Origin of the sequence: Sphingobacterium sp. lm-10, assembly GCF_023554555.1 — a bacterium.
Lineage (GTDB): Bacteria > Bacteroidota > Bacteroidia > Sphingobacteriales > Sphingobacteriaceae > Sphingobacterium.
The window spans coordinates 1,717,743-1,737,308 of sequence record NZ_JAMJWC010000001.1 but is presented as its reverse complement, the minus strand read 5'-3'; the positions used below and the strand labels follow the sequence as shown (position 1 = coordinate 1,737,308).

The 19,566-nt window shown below is 40.7% G+C and carries 22 protein-coding genes; 6 read left to right on the top strand and 16 right to left on the bottom strand.

What is annotated here, in order from left to right:
* Positions 1 to 383: 383 nt before the first annotated feature.
* Both M8998_RS07000 and M8998_RS06995 read left to right on the top strand, forming a co-directional pair.
* Entirely contained in the window at positions 384 to 1,745 is a 1,362-nt protein-coding gene (locus M8998_RS07000) for a hypothetical protein (RefSeq protein ID WP_249991733.1), read from the top strand.
* Positions 1,714 to 2,640, top strand: coding sequence for a hypothetical protein (locus M8998_RS06995; RefSeq protein ID WP_249991731.1), 927 nt, complete (start codon positions 1,714 to 1,716; stop codon positions 2,638 to 2,640). The genes M8998_RS07000 and M8998_RS06995 overlap by 32 nt, the downstream gene beginning before the upstream one ends.
* A gap of 81 nt (positions 2,641 to 2,721) precedes the next feature.
* On the opposite strand, the gene M8998_RS06990 is transcribed toward M8998_RS06995, so the two are convergent.
* Positions 2,722 to 2,940: a hypothetical protein gene (locus M8998_RS06990; RefSeq protein ID WP_249991729.1), complete on the bottom strand. Its 219-nt coding sequence runs from the start codon at positions 2,938 to 2,940 to the stop codon at positions 2,722 to 2,724.
* Positions 2,941 to 2,960: 20 nt separating this feature from the next.
* Here M8998_RS06990 and M8998_RS06985 point away from each other — a divergent pair, with 20 nt between their 5' ends.
* Positions 2,961 to 3,182 (top strand): hypothetical protein, encoded by a 222-nt coding sequence (locus M8998_RS06985; RefSeq protein WP_249991727.1) that lies wholly within the window; start codon positions 2,961 to 2,963, stop codon positions 3,180 to 3,182.
* 3 nt (positions 3,183 to 3,185) lie between these two features.
* Here M8998_RS06985 and M8998_RS06980 read toward each other — a convergent pair whose 3' ends face one another.
* The 14 genes from M8998_RS06980 to M8998_RS06915 all read right to left on the bottom strand — a co-directional run bounded on the left by M8998_RS06980 (position 3,186) and on the right by M8998_RS06915 (position 14,084).
* Complete coding sequence (locus M8998_RS06980) at positions 3,186 to 4,271, bottom strand: PcfJ domain-containing protein (RefSeq protein WP_249991726.1); 1,086 nt, start codon at positions 4,269 to 4,271, stop codon at positions 3,186 to 3,188.
* A gap of 184 nt (positions 4,272 to 4,455) precedes the next feature.
* Positions 4,456 to 4,827 (bottom strand): PcfK-like family protein, encoded by a 372-nt coding sequence (locus M8998_RS06975; protein WP_249991724.1) that lies wholly within the window; start codon positions 4,825 to 4,827, stop codon positions 4,456 to 4,458.
* A complete protein-coding gene (locus M8998_RS06970; protein WP_249991722.1) occupies positions 4,818 to 5,060 on the bottom strand; it encodes a hypothetical protein in 243 nt (80 codons plus the stop codon). Before M8998_RS06970 ends, M8998_RS06975 begins: the two co-directional genes overlap by 10 nt.
* On the bottom strand, positions 5,053 to 5,487 hold the full coding sequence (locus tag M8998_RS06965) for a hypothetical protein (RefSeq protein WP_249991720.1): 435 nt from the start codon (positions 5,485 to 5,487) through the stop codon (positions 5,053 to 5,055). The genes M8998_RS06970 and M8998_RS06965 overlap by 8 nt, the downstream gene beginning before the upstream one ends.
* Entirely contained in the window at positions 5,480 to 5,899 is a 420-nt protein-coding gene (locus tag M8998_RS06960; RefSeq protein WP_249991718.1) for a hypothetical protein, read from the bottom strand. The genes M8998_RS06965 and M8998_RS06960 overlap by 8 nt, the downstream gene beginning before the upstream one ends.
* On the bottom strand, positions 5,892 to 6,281 hold the full coding sequence (locus M8998_RS06955; protein ID WP_249991716.1) for a YopX family protein: 390 nt from the start codon (positions 6,279 to 6,281) through the stop codon (positions 5,892 to 5,894). The genes M8998_RS06960 and M8998_RS06955 overlap by 8 nt, the downstream gene beginning before the upstream one ends.
* Positions 6,274 to 6,540 (bottom strand): hypothetical protein, encoded by a 267-nt coding sequence (locus tag M8998_RS06950; RefSeq protein ID WP_249991714.1) that lies wholly within the window; start codon positions 6,538 to 6,540, stop codon positions 6,274 to 6,276. Before M8998_RS06950 ends, M8998_RS06955 begins: the two co-directional genes overlap by 8 nt.
* A gap of 103 nt (positions 6,541 to 6,643) precedes the next feature.
* On the bottom strand, positions 6,644 to 6,937 hold the full coding sequence (locus M8998_RS06945; protein ID WP_249991712.1) for a hypothetical protein: 294 nt from the start codon (positions 6,935 to 6,937) through the stop codon (positions 6,644 to 6,646).
* A 539-nt stretch (positions 6,938 to 7,476) separates the two neighbouring features.
* Positions 7,477 to 8,010 carry an OmpH/Skp family outer membrane protein gene (locus M8998_RS06940; protein WP_249991704.1) on the bottom strand — a complete coding sequence of 178 codons (534 nt, stop codon included), beginning with the start codon at positions 8,008 to 8,010 and terminating at the stop codon, positions 7,477 to 7,479.
* Positions 8,011 to 8,099: 89 nt separating this feature from the next.
* Positions 8,100 to 8,636: an OmpH/Skp family outer membrane protein gene (locus M8998_RS06935; protein WP_249991702.1), complete on the bottom strand. Its 537-nt coding sequence runs from the start codon at positions 8,634 to 8,636 to the stop codon at positions 8,100 to 8,102.
* Positions 8,637 to 8,915: 279 nt separating this feature from the next.
* Positions 8,916 to 11,495, bottom strand: coding sequence for an outer membrane protein assembly factor BamA (bamA, locus tag M8998_RS06930; RefSeq protein WP_249991699.1), 2,580 nt, complete (start codon positions 11,493 to 11,495; stop codon positions 8,916 to 8,918).
* A 116-nt stretch (positions 11,496 to 11,611) separates the two neighbouring features.
* Positions 11,612 to 12,349: an undecaprenyl pyrophosphate synthase gene (gene uppS, locus M8998_RS06925; RefSeq protein WP_249991698.1), complete on the bottom strand. Its 738-nt coding sequence runs from the start codon at positions 12,347 to 12,349 to the stop codon at positions 11,612 to 11,614.
* A gap of 137 nt (positions 12,350 to 12,486) precedes the next feature.
* Entirely contained in the window at positions 12,487 to 13,377 is an 891-nt protein-coding gene (locus M8998_RS06920) for an NAD kinase (RefSeq protein ID WP_249991696.1), read from the bottom strand.
* 44 nt (positions 13,378 to 13,421) lie between these two features.
* On the bottom strand, positions 13,422 to 14,084 hold the full coding sequence (locus M8998_RS06915) for a CBS domain-containing protein (protein WP_249991694.1): 663 nt from the start codon (positions 14,082 to 14,084) through the stop codon (positions 13,422 to 13,424).
* 223 nt (positions 14,085 to 14,307) lie between these two features.
* On the opposite strand from M8998_RS06915, the gene glsA reads away from it, so the two are divergent.
* Together glsA and glsB are read left to right on the top strand one after the other, a co-directional pair.
* Positions 14,308 to 15,138 carry a lyso-glycine lipid O-acyltransferase GlsA gene (gene glsA, locus M8998_RS06910; RefSeq protein WP_249991685.1) on the top strand — a complete coding sequence of 277 codons (831 nt, stop codon included), beginning with the start codon at positions 14,308 to 14,310 and terminating at the stop codon, positions 15,136 to 15,138.
* Between the two features lie 20 nt (positions 15,139 to 15,158).
* Complete coding sequence (gene glsB / locus M8998_RS06905; RefSeq protein WP_249991684.1) at positions 15,159 to 16,118, top strand: glycine N(alpha)-acyltransferase GlsB; 960 nt, start codon at positions 15,159 to 15,161, stop codon at positions 16,116 to 16,118.
* 12 nt (positions 16,119 to 16,130) lie between these two features.
* On the opposite strand, the gene M8998_RS06900 is transcribed toward glsB, so the two are convergent.
* Entirely contained in the window at positions 16,131 to 18,068 is a 1,938-nt protein-coding gene (locus M8998_RS06900; RefSeq protein WP_249991682.1) for a KUP/HAK/KT family potassium transporter, read from the bottom strand.
* A 139-nt stretch (positions 18,069 to 18,207) separates the two neighbouring features.
* Here M8998_RS06900 and rocD point away from each other — a divergent pair, with 139 nt between their 5' ends.
* Positions 18,208 to 19,446, top strand: a complete 1,239-nt coding sequence (gene rocD, locus M8998_RS06895) for an ornithine--oxo-acid transaminase (protein ID WP_249991681.1) — start codon at positions 18,208 to 18,210, stop codon at positions 19,444 to 19,446.
* Positions 19,447 to 19,566: the final 120 nt, after the last annotated feature.

Genomic DNA, 19,566 nt, shown 5'->3' with positions numbered 1-19,566 from the left:
GTGTAGATGTAACTTTACGGTTACCCTAGTTTTAATTGCCCTACCATCACCCCCCAAATGAAACATCGTCTTAACACCAAACTTTGAACGGATTGCGACAAGATGTTTTTCGACCGAACTGAGGATGTGGGGTTTGATACCCTTGGCAAAGAACTCTTCGGAGATCTCTCTTTGAGATTTTCCTTCGCTCAATTTTAATAAGTAGCTTTTCGAATCTTGTAAGTGTGGGAATAATGCGAAGGTACAAGGGGTTTAGATGAAATGCAAATATTAATTCTATGCAGATTTAAACACTGTACCACTTTTTTGGTGATATTTATACTTAATGGTTTTTTTAAAATAATAAATTCTATATTAGGGGAATAATTAACACTTCACCTATTATGAAATTTTATAATTATATAACCATTTTTGCACTAATTGTTTTGTCTAGCAGCGTTATTTTATCGTGCACAAAAGAAAGTTATGTAGACGATAGAGAGTTGTCCCTTGAGGATAGTGTTTTGGTAAAAGCAAAACAGTGGTTTAACAGAGGGGCAAGGAGTGCTACCAGCAATTCTGATATAAATCTTTTAGGGCTAATTCCGAAATGGGATAGTCATAAGTTGCGAAAAAACACATATGGCCAATCAATTGTATCTGTACCTTTAGGAAATAAAGGTAATGCAAGAGCATATCTCTATCAGTTAGTAGTTGTCATAGATGGTCAGGGTCAACCTCATGGGATTATAAAAGAGTTTGAAAAAAACCCTTTTATTGGAAATTCACCAATGAAAATATATACGGGTGACGGGAAATTGTATATGGAGGGATTATATGTTTTAGAAACGAAAAGTCTACGAGTTTTAGATGCCAATAAAATTCCTAATTTGAATATAAGTACAGCGAGTAAAAAAAGTTCTGTAGAGCGAAGAACGAATGGAGGGTATTTCCCTGATGATCCGGATTGGCAGATCGACATAGATGAAATACCTATTCCTCCGCCAACAGCACCTACACCACCACCACCACCATCCCCAAATCCCCCTGGTAACGGCGGAGGAGGTGGTGGATGCAGCGGATGCGGTGGCGGAGGTGCTGGTGGACATTACCAGCCTGATCCCTACGCTCCGGTTGAGCCCGATTACGGTGAGAATCCTAATGAACCAGAGCCGCCAGAAGAACACTTTGAAATACTTGATTCTTTACAGGGGTACCCTTGTGCACAAAATATTTTAAATCAATTGCCAAACCTGAAGAATCAAATATCGGAATGGCTCGTTAACGAATTTGGCGGAATTGAAAATGATTTGGTGTTTAGAGCAGTCACAACACTACCGGATAATGTAGATGGCTATTGGAACACAAATAATCAGATAGGCACGATGCAAACTATTACTTTAAATGGAAATATGTTGAATACTGCTTCTAAAGAATATATATTAGTTACTATGTATCATGAAGCATTGCACGCATATATTTATCTTGAAAAGACCAGGCTTAGTCCAGAATTATTCTTCGCTAAATATAGTGAATGGTCTGAAATTAATTTGCAAGGTGTCCCAAAGTACGTAACCACACATTCGCAATTTAGAGACCTTATGACACATCTTGTATCTGCAATAAAAGCATATAATCCAAATATTTCCGATTACGATGCGGAAGTGCTAGCAAAAACCGGGGTGGTGAGTAGCATGAGTGATCTCGACATTAATAAAAACAAATCTTATAAAAATGGAAATTCTGGAACGAAATGCCTTAATTAAAGCTGCTATTACCTTCATTTGTTTTCTCGTTCCTATTTATTTCTGCGAAGCGCAAGAAAAGTATTTTGTACTGGACGAAGAGCATTCATCGTATAATATTAAGAGTTATACGCTTGACACTGAAGATCTTTATGCATTCAATTCGCAAGTCGAAATATTTAATATATTTCCAAAATATAAAACTAATACAAGGGATGACAGAGAGATAATATTGTTTAGTGTATTGCCAGACGTCACATCATTAAAATTGTGGAATAAAGTTGACTTATCTGAAATAGTTGTCGATACAATTAGTTTTAAAGACTTATTGGCACTAAAACAATTATCATTGTATGAGTTATATTCTGGAACATACAATGAGCACAACAAATTCTTCAACAAATACAAAGTTGTTGTAAAACGAAATGGAGAATATTATATGGCTTGCAATACATTGCTTCAGTTTTTCGCATTACGGGATAAGCCTGATATGTTCAATGCAGTTTGGGGTACAATAAATAAGGATCAAACTCCAGTTACATTGAAGTCGGTTGCAGGATATTATAAAAGTATTAAGAGCGATTTTCCTTTAGTAAGTTATTCCGACGGCTATTCTGCTTTTGATCGGTTGAGAGATCGAAAAGAGTTTCTTTCCAAAAAATTTAAAATTGGGAAGTTAAATGCGTATCAGTTCTGGTCTTTAACAGATTGGCATATGCCATCTCATGCTTATGAGGTTGACAGAGGTATTGATAGGTTTGTCTATATTCCAGGAAAAGGTATTGTAGGAGGATCATTTGACTTCTATTTTTATTATCACCGGAACATTATAAATTTGAACATGGCAAAATTCAGGGACAATATCTACTCTGAAAGGGTTATGATCGCTAATGGCATATCAGATTGGTCAGATTAAGTCTCGACTATTTTAGAAAAGTAAAAATGGCTCGATTTGCTCTGAAGTAAGTTTAATCACTTGTTATATATTGAGTGTTATTTAACTGACACTAGCCAATTCCTCTGGCCAGTTTATTTTGCTTTGCCGCGTCAAGGTGATATTGCTATTCTGCCAGTTAGCTTGTTTGAACGACATCACTTTTATAGACAATTGCTCCAGCTCTCTTACTGTGCATCCGCACAAGCTTGCTACCTCATAGTAGGACATTCCCATACCGTGGAGTAGTTCTAGTGCGGATGCTGCTTCTTGTTTGGTCATTTTTATCGTATCTTGCTGATATGAAGGATTTAAAACCACACAAGCAAGATCCTGAAAAATTGGATAATCATCCCTACAATTGTGAAGATGAAGAGCCATATAAATGGGATAAATACCTAAAGTATGCGGTCAAAATATTGTTCATCTACTTTCTGGTTTCCGTTGCTTACCGCCTTTACCAAGGAGAAAACTTCTTTGATATCGTAGGAGGATTTCTTAAGCATGCCGGGTTTGGTTGGTAGGTATTAATTTGCGCTCTGCAGCTGATCGTAAATCTTCCGAACCTGACCGATATTGCTATCGACAAGCTTCTTGATGTCCTCATTGTATTCCGAAGCTTTATTGTGTAATCCGCGAGATTGGATGATCTGCATTTCTTTCAGTGATAATTCCACTGTCTCAACCGGTACGCCTTTCACGAGCGCGCTGAAGATTAAAGAATCCTGCTTTTTAAAGTAATCACCAGTAAATACACAATGCTTATGGATCTCACTTTCTCGGACGAATTCCTTTACAGATTCCAAAACCTTCACTGTCACGTCACCTCTTACGAAACACAAACCAAAGAAAGCCTGCTTATCTTTTAAGTATTGCTCTTCATTGTCCCTTGCGCGTCGCATCTTCTCTGCTTCCGATCGTTTTCGGTCCATTTCACGAACTTTTTTGACGTAGCGATCGTGTTCTTTGGTAAGATTTTTAGGGCAAACATATTTTGGACTTCGCAGATCCTTCCGGCATCTCGTAAGTAATCCCAGGTAATCGTAATACATCTGCGCATCTTTGACCTTGTATTTATTGCGAATGCAGATCTTGATTGAATCCCAGAATCTATAGGCACCGCCATTGCCTCTTTTTATCTCCTGAAAGAACATAGAATACTGACCGACTTTGAGTAGAGTCTCCGCGCGGTTATTGTTTTCAAGTAGCGTGAAGAATGTATAAGGAGAAATCCAGTGCAGATTACCTTTAAACCCAAGCTTTTTGAATATTGGCAATATCTTGTAACCTGCACAGACTTTGTCTACACTGTATTGATAGCAATAGGAATACGCATTCCGTCTCACTTCTAGATCACCAGCGAATGATTCACCAAACATATTGCGAGCGCGTGCCACAATGTGATTTTTCCCTTCAACATTGAAGAAGTGCTGGTAAATCTCATATACAAAGTGCCGGACAGGTTCGCCGGCTCGATGATGGCCATAAACTTCAATAGTCCGAGATACTTGCACTCCATCAACAACATCTAGAATCGCCATCAGCTTACGCTGTGTAAACTTTCGTTTCCGGGTTACTTCTATTTGAAGCTTCGTGTTGCAATGTGGACACATGCACCGCTTGTGTGTAGTGTGATCCTCGAAAAATTCTCCGCAATCCATACAGGTAATACCTTTCTTTGATCGATGGGCAATATGGTCCAGCACTTTGCTATAAGCGAATTCTTCTTGCTTCTTACTGATAGGGGGAAGTTCTTTGCTTAATCCCCAAATCCGATGCTGTATCTTGGTTGCATAGCTAAAACATGGTTAATTGATTCTTAGAAATTATCGTTTCGTCCTTTTTGATCGGCTTTTTGGTTTTTACCTGTTGTACGGGCTTTTCCGTAGATGCAGGCTTTTCAATACTGCGATTGATGATCACTTTACCGCTAATAGGCTTTCCAACTTCGATCTGTTCCTCATCGTAGTAATGCATGGCCATGCCGAAGATCTCGTCATCTGCAAAGCCCATTTTGCCCGAGGACTTCACTGTATTTAGAATGTAAGTAATGCAGTCCTCAATCTTCTTTTCAGGATTGGCGAAAGTCTTTGCGAAGTTGCTGTCGGTGGCAGCCATACCAGTCAGATGACTTTGGATGATGTCTTTGAATGCGTCTGTTACTTGCATGATGCACCTCCTTTCAGCATTTCCACTACATCCTCTGATACTTCCACTTCTTCCAGCCAGTGAGTGTAGCCAATTTCCATGAGGTGCTGCCGATCTTCAAGCTCTATGAGACGTAGTGGTATTGCATGCTTAACGTTGCAATTATCGATGAATATCAATTTTTCCAATGGATGCTGATTCCCAATCACCGGCATACGCTCAGCGATTGGTACTGGTATATATAGTTTAGGCATGGCTTTCTCCTTTCAAAGTGTTAATGTCAATAGCTAGTCCGGCATCGATTAGGCCGAATACGTCAATATTATCTTTAAAAAATAGTCGATACTCTTCGTAGGATATCGCAGTCCATCCGATAACCTTATCACAAACTTCTACTGAAAAGTGGTTTTTATCTGGCTCGCAGTTGATCCTAAAACCTTCTAAATCTTGATCTATGTTTTCTTTGAACCAATCAATTGTTAGATCGGATAGGGGGCGAAGTATGGGTTTGCATTTGATGTGCGGTAATGTAATTTTTTTAGAATCTTGAAAGTAGGTTATCCCAAAAAAATGGTCGGTGCCTATTTCCAATCTTTTTAATTTCCTTATGCCTAGTACGGCTTTTACTTTTAACCCATACGGCAAGTAAGGCGCGAGATGTTCTAGTGTTAGCTTATCCATTAGATACCTCGCTTTCCAATACAGCCCAACCTTTGTCTACTTGCTCCTCAACTGATACTCCGTTCCATTCCCAAGCGTATCCGTTACGACGTAGAAAATCGACGACGTTAATCCACTGTTGGCCTGTTAGCTTGCTTGTTTTCTCGTAATAGGTGAATATCTGCTTTACCATATTTGGGTTCATGTAACCTCTCATGTATGAGGTTTCCTCAACTAATGGCAATAACTCTTTTAAATGCTGTTCGCTTATTGCTGATAGGGGTTTGAGTTGTAAATGATAGTTTTTAAACTCTTCTATAAACGTTTCGCATACTTTGCATGAAGGGGAATTGGGGTATTTGCTTTCTTTTAGCGCTATTTGCCCCCAATAAACGGTAAAGAACTTCGCTTTATTTTCTAGTGTGTTATCCATTGCTTACCTCTCTTTCTTGGTGTATGTTGCCGATGACTACAAATCTGGGAGAGAAGGACAATAATATACCTTGCGATCTATCCATACTGACTAAAGTGAAGTTTGTATTCATGTACTCTACAATTCTTCGGCTTTCTCCATGCAATCCAGTGTCGCCTTCAAATATTTCTACCCCTGCACTATCCAATCTACCGGTGAACTGGCCGACTGATTCGGGTATGACTTGAAACGTGTCATAGGTTAATCCGTACTTTTTTATTTGCTGTATGCAATGCTTTAGACCTATTTCAAAAGCGGTGTTATGTGTTGTCATAAACAAAAAGCCATACACCCACCCTTTACCATCTGTCCGCAGGCCGCGGAACTTTATTTCTCTAGTCATTGCTTCCTCCTTTCCCCTTCACCGGCTTAGCCAGATAAGGTGATGTGAATGATTTATATTCTTTTGCTTTTCTCTCTGCCCAGGTACGTTTGATCTCATCGTCTGTTCTGGGATCATCCGAATTGACATACACTGACATACTCATGAAGGGTATGTCGACTTTACGCTGCTGGCTAGGATCATACTCGCGTGTGGTATACACCCTGGCACGGCCACTCACCTTAACTTCGCCCTTTTGCATGTGTGGTGCCTCTCTCATGATTCCACCTCCTCACGTTCTGGTGCGATATCGTAGACGCCAGTGGCAACCTGTATAGCCGACGCTTCTATCTGATCGAGCGCTGAAATGGTTCCTTGATTCCTCATGATAGCATTTCGATGAAAAGGGTTAGCATTCGGACGATGTTAATCCGATCGAGATGATCTTCCTTATTGCCGTGAAGTAGGATGACTTTGGAAAATCCAACAACGCATAGCGTACCGAGTTGAGTTTCTAAGGAGTGGTAATGCTCATTGGAATTTGCCCAAGCCAGACCATTATCTGTAAAGCCAAGTTCGCGAAGCGCGTATGGATGAAAGGTGTTATTCGATACTTTACCAGTAGCTTCTACCGGCTGCGGTATTTTTTGAAGTGTGTAATTGTTTGCTGTGTTCATTTCTTAAAGTTTTGAAATGGTCACTCGCAAAATCGGGGAGGTCTAATCGGCGAATGGCAGAATAATCATTTGAGAATTCATATTCACACCACCCTGATCGGATAAGCCGCTTAACTCCCAAAGTAAATCCATCTGGATCTTTCGGGGCAAGGCTGCTTATGGCAATCGTATCGCCTATATTAATCGTCATCAATTTTTTGAGAACCAGTTTGTCAAAGTCAAGCCTCATAACATTTTAATTGTGACGTACTGATGCAAATGAATAAACATGTCGCGACATGTCAAAATATAATTCAAAATAATATATTGTTGGGGGAGGGGAGAGATCCGTAAAGAATAACGCTAGATGCGCATTACTTTTTCGAAAAAGATTTACAAATAGTTTATAATTTAATGAGTGAGGTTGTATAACTGTCTGTTTTGTTGATATTTAAATTTTAATTTGTGTTTTAAGAAATAAAAATTGCGGAATATATTGCATAAAAAAAGCCACTACACAAGGTGTGCAGTGGCTTTGTAAGTTTTTAAAGAAGGAAAAATTAGATTCCCAATTTCGATTTTACATCCGGTGTCAAATCGTCACCTCCATCGAAATAAAATACACTTCCGCTAGCTAAGTCTAATACATAAGCATAGCCTTTGTCTTTTGCTACCGTATTGATGGCGTTGATTACCTTTGTTTCGATTGGGTTCATCAACTCTTGGTATTTCTTTTGTAATTCTTCTTGAGCCTGACCGTTAGTCGCCTGAATCCGTTCTTCCATTTGACGCATCTCTGCTACAAGACCTTGGATTTCAGTATCCAAAGTAGTTTTATTGGCTTCACTGCGATTCATCGCTTTCTCGTTTGCTTCTGTTTGTTTTTTCTGGTACAGCTCCAACATTCCTTGATACTCTTTCTCTTTAGTTTCTCTCAAGGTCTGTATTTGGGTTTGCGCAGTTTTAAATTCTGGCGTAGCTTGCATCAACTCTTGAGAGTTAATGTGTCCAATTTTTTGTTGAGCATTCGTCACTTGTGTAGCCATGAATAACCCCGCTGCTACAGCTACACCTTTCCATACATTTTTCATCATTTTCATGTTAATCATAAATCTTATACTGCGATAAGTTTGTTGTTTATTTTGTTAATCTTATTAGTTTGCGCAATTATACTAAAAAAATCTTAATCTGCTAGTTTCGGATCTGGCTTGAAACCAAGCTTCGTGATCACCGCATTACTTTTATCCAATGCTGGATTAGCAAATAGGAAGGTTGTCTCCGGACCTTTATCCAAAATCAAGTCCAAACTTTCTGATGCAGCAAGATCCTGAATTGCTTTGGTAAGGCGTTGCTGTATCGGTTGGATGAGTTGAGCACGTTGTTTGAACAATTCGCCTTCAAAGCCAAAACGCTGACGTTGCAAATCTTTTACTTCTCGTTCTTTATTAACGATTTCATCTTCACGACGTCTACGCATGTCATCGTTCAGTAGGGTTTGGTCGTTCTGATACGCTTTATACAAGCGTTCAATCTCTGCGTATTTACCATCTACCTCTTCTTGCCATTTTGTAGAAAGCTCGTCCAATTGCTTTTGAGCGGCCGCATATTCAGGAATGTGTTTTAAAACATATTCCGAGTTTACGTAAGCTAGTTTCTGTTGCGCATAACTTGCACTAAACGTTAGCGCTAGAAGTGCCGTAATCATGAGTATCTTTTTCATCGATATATGCTTTAATTTTCTACTGTTATATTCTTCTGACAATCGAAACTTCAAAAAGTTTAAATTATCCATCTATTAACTAGTCCCATCACAAAGTAACAAAAAATAATCTTGCTTAAAAGGGACTGTCGTCCATTTTTAACTTAAATTTAACTGATGTCGCCCGTGCTCAGTTTTGTTTGATCATGTTTAAAGAAGAGCATCTCATGCGAGTGTCTGTAAAACAGAAATGGTTACCCATTAGAAGGTAACCATTTCTGTTTTATATAGAACTCTAGGCTAGAAACCACCCATATTTTGTATAATACTAAATGTAAAGTTTTGTCTCCAGCGACTTTCCGGCATGCCTGGGATCGGATCGAATGCGTGTCCGTAATCGATACCCAACATACCAAAGATTGGTAAGAATATACGAGCACCTATACCAACAGTACGACGTACCTTGAAAGGATTAAATTCGCGAAATGTATTCCATGTATTACCCGCTTCAGCAAAGGCTAACGCAAATACAGTAGCTTGCTCATTCAACATAATTGGATGGCGGAGCTCTAACTGGTATCTTGCATAAATTGGAGAACCAGAACGTACCGCTATATTTTGCGCATTACCCCCGCCAGTAGATTCTGGAATGACGGTACCATTGGCATAACCACGCATCGCTATAATCTCTGTACCTTGTAGGAAGTCAAAACCCTGCATACCATCACCACCTAACACAAAACGCTCGAATGGAGAAATAGGCGCATCACCACCATACATACCTAGGTAACCAAACTGTGCTTGCGATTTCAAGACCAATTTTCCAGCAATAGTGGTATACCATTGGGAATCAAATTTCCATTTGTGGTATTCTACAAATTTGTAGACTTCATTGGCCGGTGCGGTCGCATAGTCCACGTTATTCCATAACGAATACGGTGGAGTCAGTTGTACGCTCAAGCGAATATTAGAACCAGAGGTAGGGTAGATCGGTGCATCCACGGTATTACGACTAATCTCCTGCGTAAAGTTAATGTTATAAGAATCTCCATCTGCAAATAAGAACAATCCCGCATAGTTGTTCAATACATAGCGTTGGAAGGAAAGAGAGCTATTGATCTGAAAATAACGATCAGGCCATTGTAAACGCTTACCTAAAGTGGCAGTTACCCCGTGCATGTTGATGAATGGCGCATTTTCTCTTTCTACCCATTGCGAACCTTGAAAAAACATCTCGCGCATGTTCGATACGTAGGCATTTAAACCAAAGTAAATAGGTTTTTTACCGCCCAACCAAGGTTCCGAGAAGGAAAGATTATAGGATTGGTATCTTCTTCCGGACGTTTGTCCACGAATACTCAATTTTTGCCCATCTCCACGTGGAAGTGGCCTCCATGAATCTTTTTTGAAGAAGTTGCTGGTGGAGAAGTTATTGAAGTTCAACCCCAATGTACCGATAACTTGTCCGGCACCATAACCACCGGATAATTCTACCTGATCGGAAGCTTTTTCTACCACAGTAAATTCCAAGTCAGTGGTACCTTCCTCCATATTCAGATTTTTGGCAGGATTGGGCGTGATCTTTTGTTCATCGAACATGCCGAGTTGTGAGATCTCCCGAATACTACTTACTAAGGCTTCTCGAGAGTATTTCATCCCCGGTTTAAGGAATATCGAACGAAGTACCACACGGTCATTTGTTACATCATTTCCTTTCAAGATCACATTGTTGATGGTGTATTGCTTACCTTCAAACATTTGGATTTCCAAATCTATGGTGTCTTTATCTATGCGTTTGATGATGGGTTCTATAGAGAAAGTCAAGTAACCATCGTTCTGATAAAGTGCGGCGATATCGTCACTGGCGCGAGTAGGCCCCATTAGGCGGGCATGGATTTTTTCTTCGCTATAAATATCACCTTTATTGATACCCATAATTAGGTTCAGGATCGAGTCTTGGTATTTAGAGTTACCTGTCCAGGTGATATTTCCCACGTAGTAACGAGGCCCTTCATACAAATCAATGTCTATAGCAATTTCCTTTTTACCGTAGCGCCAGATACTGTCTCGTAGAATTTCGGCATCACGATAACCCCTGTCCTGCATTTTAGCAATCAGGTTTTCTTTTGCTTCCTGGTATTTATCTTCTTTAAAACGACCCGGCCCAAAGATGCGGAACCAAGCGCGAGGCTTTACGCCTTTAAGGAATTTACGCAATTGGCGTTCAGAAAAATTTTCTGAACCCGTAAAGTTTACTTTACGTACTTTAATTTTACTGTTTCTGTCTACTTTAGCTGTAACGACTTCGTAGTTTGTCTGTGCGGAGTCTGGGGCAGTGGTGATTGTGATATCCGGATATAGATAAGATTTCTCTCTTAAATACTTCTCAATAGTACTTCGTGTGGTACGAAGTAGGTTCTCGTTTACAATCTTACCTGATCCGGCATTCAGACGTTTGCGTACCTCCTCTGCTTGGCTCTTTTTTAGGCCTTCAACATTGATGCCTGCCAAGCGAGGTCTCTCTACCACTCGGATCTCTAAAAAGATGTTTTCTCCCTGAATGCTTGTTGCATATAACTGTACCTCTTCGAAAAGATTTTGCGCCATCAAGTCTTTGATTACGTTCGCAGTTTGCTCGCTAGGAACCTCGATATACTGGCCTACTGTTAACTTGGAAATGGTAATCAAAACGTCCTTATCCAGGTACTCTACTCCCTTCACATCCACACCACCTATCACAAAGTTTTTCTGATTTAGATAAGAAAGCTCGTTAGGATCACTAAGATTTATAGGGCGATTTCCGGGCGTTTGAGCCTCAGCAGAATAAAAAATGGAAAGTGCGGAGATTATAAAGGCGAGTTTAACAAATATGTGCTTCATCTACTAATTATTGTCGGTGCTAAAGTACACCAATCTCTTGTTAATTTATGTTAAAAGACCGATCGCCAGCTTTAAGAAGTGTTAAAACGGGTTGAAGGTGCAAAAGTAAGCAAATCTTATAATTGTTCACTAGTCTTGCCGAATCTTCTTTCTCGGTTCTGGTAGTTATATATGCATTCGTAAAGATGCTCACGTGTAAATTCAGGCCACATGATGGGTAGAAATGCCAATTCGGTGTAGGCTAACTGCCATAGCATGAAATTACTGATGCGCTGTTCACCACTGGTACGAATCATCAGATCGGGGTCAGGAAGCCCCGTTGTGTACAAACTTTCCGAAAACAGTTTGTCGTTTATATCTGTTATATTGATTTCTCCAGCTTGTGCGCGTTGTGCAATCTTTTTGGTTGCTTGTATTATTTCCGCGCGCGCGCCATAGCTCAAGGCCAATGTAAGGGTACATACCGCATTATCATCGGTCTGGTTAATGGTTTCCTGCAGTGTGCGCTGGCAGTGTGCGGGAAGGTCATCAATATTGCCAATAGCATGGAGTTTTACCCGATTTTTTTTGAATGTTTCGACCTCATTAGATAAAGAGTGAACGAGAATTTCCATCAACGCCTGCACTTCTTCCTTTGGTCTGTTCCAATTTTCGGTAGAGAAGGCATATAAAGTAACAAAGGGTACCCCAATCTCCACACACCCCTCTAGCGTCTCTCTAACAGAATTAACACCATTCTGATGGCCAAAAACACGGTCTTCTCCTTTCTCTCTCGCCCAGCGTCCGTTACCATCCATAATGATAGCGATGTGTTGAGGTAGCGTATCCTTATTAATTTTGTCTTTGAAATCCATTCTTAAATCGTCAAAATGACTTTTGTTGGCCTAATATTGGGCGTAAAGATAGGCTTTTTTAATGAAGTCCTCCCGACCATTATGCGAAGACGGTCTCATCGTTTAATTTAAAATAGTACTAGATCCGTTAACCGAGCTTAATAATTACGTACATCCAGTCCCCATAATAATTTTTCACGCAAGATGCTGAAGTATTGATCTTTTTTAAGTCGGATCAGGTTAATTTCAAAATCCGCTTTTTTTATTTTTAAAGTCGTGGTGCTGGGTAAGGTCTTACTTCTGGAGTCGCAGCTCAAAATATATTTTTCTGTACGACTGTCTATCTTTAGGTCGAGTTCAGACTCAGCAGATATGACGATTGGCCGCACATTGAGATTGTGTGGAGAAACTGGTGTAATTACAAAATTGCCACTACCAGGCATGATAATTGGCCCTCCGCAACTTAAAGAATAGGCTGTAGAACCTGTAGGCGTTGCAATAATCAATCCATCTGCCCAGTAATCATTTAATAACTGCTGGTCTAGATTTGCTTGTACAGTAATCATAGCCGAGGTGTCGTATTTGAAGACTGTAATATCGTTTAAGGCGAAGTTTTCGTCGCCGAACAGCTCATCCTCTGGACTCGATACAGACAGCACGCACCTGGATTGTGTGGTGTATTCTCCATTCAGTATTTCTTCCAAAGCTTGCTCTATATCATGCTTGGCAATATTTGCCAAAAAACCGAGTCGGCCAAAATTGATTCCTACGATTGGAATTCCAGAGTCCCGAATCAGGGATACCGCAGACAGCATGGTGCCATCTCCACCTAACCCCAGCATAAAATCAATCCGTTGAGGAATATCTTCTAGGCGGATGAAGGTCTTAAAATGTGTTGGGCAATACAACTCTTCCTTTAAGAAAGCAAAAAATGGATCGTAGATGTACACGTCGATATTCCGTGCGTCCAGAAAACGAAAAAGCGCCTCCACGTAGAAGTTGACAGAGGGATTGAATTCGCGTCCATAGATGGCTATGGTAGTTTTCATGTGAGTTAATCTTTACAGCGGGCAAATGTCGCAATAATTGTTCGTTATAATTCCAGATAGTTCATCAAAAGATTATAACGATCCTGAATATCATTCTTATCACTCCCATCATTAAATGTGGCTTTCACCACATAATCGAACCGCCAGAGTGATGCGACGATAGCAGCAATATTGTTTTTATTGACCTTAATAGTCATCTCCAATCGATCAGAATCGGGTAGCTGTCGAGAAGAAATACTCAAGATACGGGTATTCTCCGACTCAATGATATGAGATACCTGTGATAAAGTATAGTCGCGGCTATCCATTTCCAGTACGATGACTGCACCGGCTTCGTTATTGGCTAAGGTATGGTTGAGCGCTTTAATAATCTCCTTCTGCGAAATAATTCCTATATACTTATGGTCTTTATTTAGCACCGGTAGGATATCATGATCATGTATGGCCATCATCTGCAAGCCATCAAAAATATGCTGATGATCGTACACATACACAAAAGGAGAGGTGCGCTTAATATCACCAATTGTTATAGTTTCGTCTTCTTCAGCCAGCAAATTTTCTTCCCGTACCAAACCGATGAAATCTCCGTCCTGCACTATGGGTAGCTGGTGGAAGTGGAATTCGTTGATTCGATGCAGTACTTGAGCCACTGTATCTTGTGGGCTGACTTCTGCATAAAAATTGGAAATGATCTCGCCTATATACATGATGTTCCTAGTTCGTTCTTATTTTAAGTTAGACTGCTGTTAGGATTAACGTTTAATCTGTCACATTTTTGTTGTATAGCCCATTGACTTAAGCTAAGTTAATAACATTCAGGGGATCATGCGTATTCCGAAGCATTCTGACTACACTTTTTTTCTCAAAGTTATCCAGACATGTCATAAATTATGTATTTTTACGACAAAGGAGTAGGGTATTTATCACTTTATGAAGTCAGTAGAGCAAGAAAAATTTATAGAGATACGGAGCGTTATTCATAAAAAAAACCCAACACTAGCCAGGTGGATTCCTAAACCTCTCATCAGTTATTTGCAGCGTGTGATACACGAGGATGATATCAACTATATCATGCGTGAATATAAGAATGACTATGGGCTGGATTTTGTGGATTCGCTGCTAAAGGAACTTGGGGTGGAGGTTATCCTCGAGGGAGAGGAGCATATTCCAATGTCTGATAGTGTCATCTTTGCCTCTAATCATCCACTGGGTGGTTTAGACGGGGTAGCCTTCATGCAAGCGATTGGCCGTTACAGAAAAGACGTTAAATTCTTGGTAAACGACATTCTGCTGAATGTGCGAAATCTAGAGCCATTATTTATTCCGGTGAACAAGCTGGGGAGCCAGAGTAAAAGCGGAATCGCTGCGATTGAGAATGCGTATGCTTCCGATCAGGCCTTATTGGTATTTCCAGCGGGATTAGTGTCGCGGAAGGTGGGTGGTAAAATTCAGGATTTGGATTGGAAGAAAAGCTTCATCTCCAAAGCGAAAAAATATAAAAAGGATATCGTGCCTGTATATATTGATGGAAAAAATTCCAACTTTTTTTACAATCTGGCGCGAATAAGACAGCAGTTGGGGATCAAAGCCAACATTGAAATGCTGTATTTACCTGACGAGATGTTTTCACAGAAAAACAAACAGGTAAAGATTATAATAGGGAAGCGGATACCATATACCCACTTTGATGCTTCGAAGAATGAACGTGCATGGGCTGATAAAGTGCGTACCTTGGTGTATGACATGGCGCAGACCAAATAGATAGAGAAGAATAGTAAAGTATGCAAGACATTATTGCACCAGTAGATAGAGCGTTAATAAAAGCTGAACTGACACCAGAGGCATTTCTGCGTCATACCAACAATGGTAACAATGAGGTATATCTAGTGAATTACCATACGGCACCCAATATCATGCGGGAAATCGGGCGATTACGAGAGCTTACTTTTCGCGGAGCCGGCGGAGGTACGGGCTTGCCGCTGGATATCGACGAAAACGATACCTGCGAGCACAACTATGATCAATTGATTGCCTGGAGTGCCGAAGATGAAGAAATTACTGCAGGATACCGCGTAATCCGTTGTGATGAGGCAATCGATGCGGAAGGCAAAATTCATTTGTCTACAGCTCATTATTTTGATATTTCCGACAAGTTTGTTCGCGATTACTTGCCGTATACTATAGAACTAGGAAGATCGTGGGTGCAACCCAAATATCAACCCTCCAGCGAGAATCGCAAAGGCATCTATTCTTTGGATAATTTGTGGGATGGTCTGGGTGCCGTAGTTATCCTGAATCCAGAAATCAAATACCTTTTTGGGAAAGTAACCATGTATCCGCATTATAATGCAGAGGCGCGTGACCTTTTGATGTATTTTATGGCCTGCTATTTCCCAGATAAGGAGCAGTTGGCCAAGCCTGTAGAATCCCTATTTTTAGGTTACAAAACGGATATTTCAGAAATAGAAGGTATTTTTGATGGGTTGCCTTACAAAGATGGCTACAAGCTTTTGAACACAAGGGTGCGTGCCCTGGGCGAAAATATACCGCCACTTATCAATACGTACATGAACGTATCGCCTAGTATGATGACCTTCGGAACCGCGCTGAACGATGAGTTCGGTGAAGTGGAAGAAACTGGGATTTTAATTACGATTGATGATATCTACCCAACGAAGAAGGAACGTCATATGACGACCTACGAACGGGATAAGGTGCAAAATAAAACAGGCTTAGTATAAGCCTGTTTTATTTTAATTTAAACGGTTGAGCTTCACTTCTTTTGTGTCAGGAATATTTAGTGGTACACGTTCCAGCGTTACAAAGCTACTATCCAAACCAAAACTCTTCTCTTCGCTAAGACTAAACGTTCTCAGTACTCTATACAATTCCATGATGATTCTATTGCCCCAAGATAGGCTAGATGACTTCGAAAAGACCTTCTCTAACACGACGAAATTAAAATCTCCTGCGATCTGATGCTTCCTGAGTGTATCATAGCGACTGGTGATATCTATTTCACCTTTGGATACCATATCTTCTACTACCTTTCTGAATAGTAAACTGATCTTTTGTTCCTCGCGAAATCCTAATTTAAAATCAATACGTACCAGTTTGCCCGGTATTAATTGACTTACTGTGTAATCTTTTGCATGCGGCGTATCCATCACATCGACGTGTACAAACCAATAGACGTCTGCGCGCTTTGGCTTCTTATTGATAATGGAATACACGATCTTGTCTTCAATATCATGTTTGTTATTGGCACTTGTTAGGTAGACCAACTGTGAAGCAAAAGGTTGTATGCTGGTATCAGAACTTAAATCCGATAGGATATTATAGTATTTGCGGATGTCTACAAAGCGTATATAGGCATTCTTGATTTTTCGAGCCATGTACCAACCATACATAACAAAGAATATGGCAGAGGCCAAAACCAGCGTCAACCATCCACCATGCATAAACTTCACGAGGTTTCCCGCCAAGAAAGCTAATTCAATAACAAAATACACAATGGCAAACACAGCAATCCAGATTTTAGGCACCCGTTTTCGCACCATGTAATAGCACATCAAGGCGGTCGTAGTGATGAAGGTTAAGTTGATGGCTAGACCATAGGCAGCTTCCATATTGCTGGATTTACGAAATACGGCAATGATCAAAATACAACCTAAATAAAGGATAAGATTGATAGACGGCACATACAGTTGTCCTTTGTGATCACTTGGATATCGAATGGCTACCTTTGGCCATATATTAAGACGCACGGCTTCCGAGATAAGTGTATAAGCGCCTGATATCATGGCTTGACTGGCCACAATTGCCGCGATAGTTGCGATAACGATGCCGGGTACTACAAACCATTCTGGCATAATGCCGAAGAAAGGATTTAGATCACCCAGTTTGTCACCCTGGTGGGTGAGTAGCCATGCTCCCTGTCCAAGGTAATTCAGCAAAAGCATACTTTTGACGAAGATCCAACTAATTCGAATATTGGACTTACCACAATGTCCCATATCCGAATACAAGGCTTCTGCTCCGGTCGTACACAGAAATATGGCGCCGAAAATAAATAGCGAGCGGGGGTGTTGCATAATGGTTTGCACTGCATACCAGGGGTTCAGTGCTTTTAATACATACGGTGCTTCATCTACGTGGAGTATGCCTAGTGTACCGATTACCACAAACCAAATCATCATGATTGGGCCGAAAACTCGGCCTACAACCGACGTGCCGAAGCGCTGTATTAAAAAGAGTAATGAAATAATCGCTACAACAATAGGCACCGTTGGAATACTCGGATTCATGATAGAAAGTCCTTCTACTGCAGTAGAGATGGTGATGGCCGGGGTAATCATACCATCTGCTAATAAAGTCGAGGCACCAATAATAGCCGGAATAATCAACCATTTGGCTTTTCTCCGTACTAGGGAATAGAGGGATAAAATACCACCTTCACCATTGTTGTCTGCACGCAGCGTGATAATAACATACTTAATGGTAGTTTGCAAAGTGAGTGTCCAGAATATACAGGAGAGGCTTCCCAGAATTAGGTTTTCTTCGATGATTTCCTGATGGAAAATCGCTTTAAAAACATAAAGTGGAGAAGTACCGATATCTCCGAAAATGATCCCTATACTGATCAGTAAGCCCGCGGCGCTGAGCCGGTTCAAGTGTGATTTATTGTCCATGAGACAGATGCGTAAATAACGGCTCAAATGTATACAATTTTACGTTTAAATTACATATATAAATGCGGCGTTTTCCGACGGTTTCAGGCTTATAGATTTCCTTTGCTTATATTCGTCTATAATCAACACAACAAGCGTTATGACAAATTACCCAGTAACCATAGATGAACTAACTCTTTCTCATATTCGGAAAGAAGAACAGTTTGGTGCACACAATTACCATCCGCTCCCAGTTGTATTGAACAAAGGGGAAGGGGTATTCGTATGGGACGTAACCGGAAGAAAGTTTTTCGACTTTTTATCCGGCTATTCTGCCGTAAACCAAGGGCACTGCCATCCAAAGATTATAGATGTATTTGTCGACCAGGCGCGGACGCTTACCCTAACTTCCCGGGCATTTCACTCCGAGAAATTTGCAGAGTATACGGCTTATATCACGTCTCTATTTGGCTTCGATAAGGTATTACCCATGAATGGAGGTGTTGAAGCGGTGGAAACAGCCATCAAGCTGGCGCGTCGTTGGGGCTATAAGGTAAAGGGAGTGGCCGATGGCCGAGCCAAAATAATTACTGCGGCAGAAAACTTCCATGGAAGAACCTTAAACGTCATTTCATTTAGCAGCGATCCGGTCGCTAAAGATGGTTTTGGTCCCTATATGGAAGGCTATTTAAGCGTTCCATTTAACGATCTACCTGCATTGAAGCAGGTGGTTCAAGATCCGGATGTTGTCGCATTTCTAGTAGAACCCATTCAAGGCGAAGCCGGGGTGGTCGTTCCAGATGAAGGTTATTTAAGGGAGGCTGCAGCCATAAGTAAGGAGGCAAATGTACTGTTTATCGCCGACGAGATCCAGACAGGACTAGCACGAACAGGTCGTATGCTGGCTTGTGATCATGAAGATGTTCGCCCAGATATATTGATTCTTGGAAAAGCACTGAGTGGGGGTACTATGCCTGTTTCTGCGGTGCTCGCCGACGATGAGATTATGTTGGGCATTCAGCCTGGAGAGCATGGCTCCACATTCGGAGGAAGCCCTCTTGCCGCAGCGACGGCGATGGCAGCGTTGCAAGTGCTCATAGACGAAAATCTAAGTGAAAATGCTGATCGTTTAGGGAAGTTGTTTCGTGAGACTATCGAATCCTGGCAGCATCCCCACATCGCTCAGGTCCGTGGCAAAGGTTTGTTAAATGCTATTGTAATAAACCATGACGATGATAAGGCTGCAGAATTACTTTGCTATAAGCTATTGGAAAATGGATTGCTTGCAAAACCAACTCATGGCGATAAAATAAGATTCGCACCACCATTGGTGATTACCGAAGAAGAACTTCAAAATGCATTAAACATCATTAAGGATAGCCTTTCTGTATTGCAGTAAATATCAGTGTTTCAATCTACTTGTTATCCAATAGTGATATCAGAATAATCGATTCCATATCGCTACGCGTATGCACAAGCAAAAGGCTCAAAACCGATAGGATTTTGAGCCTTTATAATA